At 42.0% G+C, this 3,318-nt stretch carries 3 protein-coding genes; all 3 read right to left on the reverse strand.

Features of this window, described 5'->3' with window-relative positions:
- Window positions 1-63: 63 nt before the first annotated feature.
- The 3 genes from Q0212_RS09690 to Q0212_RS09700 all read right to left on the reverse strand — a co-directional run bounded on the left by Q0212_RS09690 (window position 64) and on the right by Q0212_RS09700 (window position 3,036).
- A complete protein-coding gene (locus tag Q0212_RS09690) occupies window positions 64-792 on the reverse strand; it encodes a hypothetical protein (RefSeq protein ID WP_297924870.1) in 729 nt (242 codons plus the stop codon).
- A 21-nt stretch (window positions 793-813) separates the two neighbouring features.
- Window positions 814-1,206: a hypothetical protein gene (locus Q0212_RS09695; RefSeq protein ID WP_297924871.1), complete on the reverse strand. Its 393-nt coding sequence runs from the start codon at window positions 1,204-1,206 to the stop codon at window positions 814-816.
- A 96-nt stretch (window positions 1,207-1,302) separates the two neighbouring features.
- Window positions 1,303-3,036 (reverse strand): hypothetical protein, encoded by a 1,734-nt coding sequence (locus tag Q0212_RS09700; protein ID WP_297924872.1) that lies wholly within the window; start codon window positions 3,034-3,036, stop codon window positions 1,303-1,305.
- Window positions 3,037-3,318 lie beyond the last annotated feature (282 nt).

The following is a 3,318-nucleotide window of genomic DNA, read 5'->3' on the forward strand; positions in this document are numbered from 1 at the left end:
CAGGCATAGGCACTGATTGGCGAGAATTAAGCTCTAATACAAACTTATGAATAACCGATTTACTCATTTTACGTCTCCAGATTTTAACACCTTAGCAATGTTAGGCTTAAAGTAGTTTTCACCTTTCAAAATCTTACCGTCTTCACGGTAAATAGGCTTGCCGTCAGCACCGAGCTTGCTCATGTTACTGTTATGGATTTCGACAAAAACAGCATTTAAGTCATAGTTGTAAACCACAGCATGGGCATAGCAAAGATCAACTATCTTCTGTAATTTCTTACTAATTGGCGATGCAAATAGCAAAGCCTTTGACGGATCTTGACAGGCAAAGTGTAGGTCTTGCTCTAACTCAACTAAAACCTTTTCAATTTCGCTAAACCCTTTATAAACATCTACTAAACCCCGATGGTTCTCACCTTGAATTTGATAGACTTCCTCAGCGTAATCAAACGAGGGGGTATCTAAGGCTAAGCCGTAAACGCAGCCTGTGCCGAGAGCGATGTAAAGGATGTCGCCAATAGCATCGACAACTTCAACGAAAGAGCTAAACTCAGCAAGACCTGTTGGGACAAAATCACCTGAAGCGTGAACGCCTTCGGCAATTTCTTCACTTAGTAAACGACAACGCAGGGCGGCGATTTCTTTATTAGCAAGGTTTTCAACGTTAGGTTGTAATGCGAAAACGCAACGCTGACCTTTAACACCTTCTTTGATAATAGCGTCATCGAAAGTAGGGTGGTCAAAGGCTTTGTGAAAATCGTGAACGAGAACTTGAGTATTTAAGTTTGACATATTTTTGATTCCATCAGGGGGTTAAAGACGGTTACGAACAACAACACGAGAAACAGGGATAGAGTAGTAAATCACATAATCACCTGTTACTTTTGACAAATACATGAAACGAATATCATCGTTCTTCATGTCGTTTGTCTTAATATCAATCATTTCTAATTGCTCTGCACGAGCAAGAGTAGTAAGGCCATTTTCATTGCGGACGGCAATGCCGATGATGTAGGGAACCCAACCGTATTCGCCTAAAAAATCACGGCTGATAACACCATCGCGCATAGCCCGATGAATGGGAGCGATATTGTTAATGCCAATACTGGCTAGAGCCGACCACAAACCTGAGTTATTATTCAAGTGACTTAGAAATTTAGCAATTTCTTCTTTAGTTAACTGCTTAGCGGTGTTTAGGTTTAACACGTTTATTATCTCCAATAAAAAAAGCTTTACAGATTGTATCACTATCTCCTGTAAAGCTTTTTTAGGTTTTGTTTAGGTTGTGTAAAGGAGTGTTATTTAAGTAAAGTTAGCATAATTTAACCCTCTAATATTAATCGGCTCTTGCTCATGCGACACAAGAATAATTTGCTTCACCTTGCCCGACTCCGACAGCCTTGACAATGCCTCCCACACGGCTGCTGTTCTGTCCTTATCCATCGAAGCGTCAATCTCGTCACCGATTAAGACGCTAAAGACTGAATGGGTTAAGACTTGGCCTAAAGCAATGCGGAGAGCTAAATTGATTAAACTACACTCACTACCGCTAAAGGTTTCAACAGCGCGTAGGCGATTACCTTTCTTCGCTTTAATGCTAAAGTCATCTAACATTTGAACAGCTTCAATCGCGTTATTTGACATCACCTGTACCAATGCTGATGCCGCTAGATTTAGCGAGGGCAACAAGTAGTTCTTAATCTCCTTCTTGGCCTCTTTTAAACCATTAACACCTAGTTTGTGGTCGGCAACTTTGTCGGTCAACTCTTTAAGCTTTACGCTTAGGCTTTCTCGTTGAGCTAACTGATTCTTATAAGAAGCTAATTCTTTCTCATAAGCATCGCAGGACTTATCAAACAAGGTGTAAGCCTTGTAATTAGCTTCGGCGTTGCCTAAAGCGTCTAATTGCACACGAACATCATTGTTGTTCGCAACAGTTTTAGAGTAATTGGCCAAGCGTTCTTTGTAAGTAGCCCACTTTAATTGGTTTTGCATTGCAACCGTTCTTTGATACTCAAGCTTTTCAATCTCTTTAGAGAAGTCTTTAGCGGCAGCTAAAACTGCTTCAGCCTCTTTCAGCTTAGCCTCATAGTCCTCAGCAACCCAATCCTGATAAAGCTGAATAACTAATTTAGCTTTCGCGTACTCGTGAGACTTACGCGGAAACTGTTGGAAGAAATTCTTAGCTCTTTCAACAGCAGGAGCGTAAGCATTGAGTTCGTCAAGGATTCGCCGTTGCTTAGGGACGTTATCTGCCCACAACACTGATTCTGCCCAAAGGGTTTTTTCTGAAATAGCAGGTTTTTCGATAACTGTCTCAGGTGTAAACTCCTCAAACTGACTTAACTCTTTATGGCTAACACAAAAGTGTGTTCCACAATTAGGACAGTCAACTTTTTCTGACTTTAATAGCTTCTGATATTCAAGCCAGCGTTTGTAAATCTCCCACTCAGTCGCTGCCATTTTTATTTCGTCTTCACTTAACTTTGGCAACACCATTGAAGCCCATTCTCGGTTAAGTGTATCAGCCTTAGCTAAAATCCCTTCGTAATACTCCGCCTCAGATTCAATACCTTCTAAGTCTAAGTCAATTAAATCAACATAAGGGCCGACATTAGGTTTCTCAGCGACTCGTCTTTCTAGTCTCTTTACCTCTTGGCTTAGGCTTTCCCAAGACTGTTGCTTTTGCCGTAAGTCCTCAATCTCGCTGTTGAGTTTTTTGATGTCTTCGACAGACACCTCAGCCGCATCAGGCTTAATCGGCTCAGTTACCTGCTGAATTTGGCCAATAAGTTGGTTGTAGCGGCGGTAAGCAGCGAGACAGTTACCTAAGTCTTCGGTACGGTCTTCGTAATAACCTTCGGGCGGAATAGGCTCTGCTAATTCAACTGACAAGGCTGCTTCTAAGCCCTTAATCTCGCCCTCAAACCCTTTAACGGCATCAGTCAACTCTTTGACAACTTTGTCGATGACGGTTAAGCCAATCGTGTTTTCTAAGACTTGTCGTCTGTCGTCAGCGCGTAAGACATGAGTCAAGGCTTGGACATGGGACTGACGAACATAGTTAGCAACATTGTAAACTTTGCTGTTATAACCGAACAAACGCAGGATAGCAGCATTGACAGGGGTAGTGCCGACAGCAAGGACTTCGTTATTACAGGCTAAGCGAACTTGTTTTTTGCAACGCTCAACAAAGTAGGTCTTACCTTTAACATCAAAGAATAAACTTGTGTTTAAGTCAGGATACTCAGCACCTGCGGAAGCGCGTAAGGCGAACGGTATTTCCTCGTCAACAGCTTGTTAGCCTCTTCGTCTCCT

The organism is uncultured Agitococcus sp. (genome assembly GCF_937920075.1).
Taxonomy (GTDB): Bacteria; Pseudomonadota; Gammaproteobacteria; order Pseudomonadales; family Moraxellaceae; genus Agitococcus.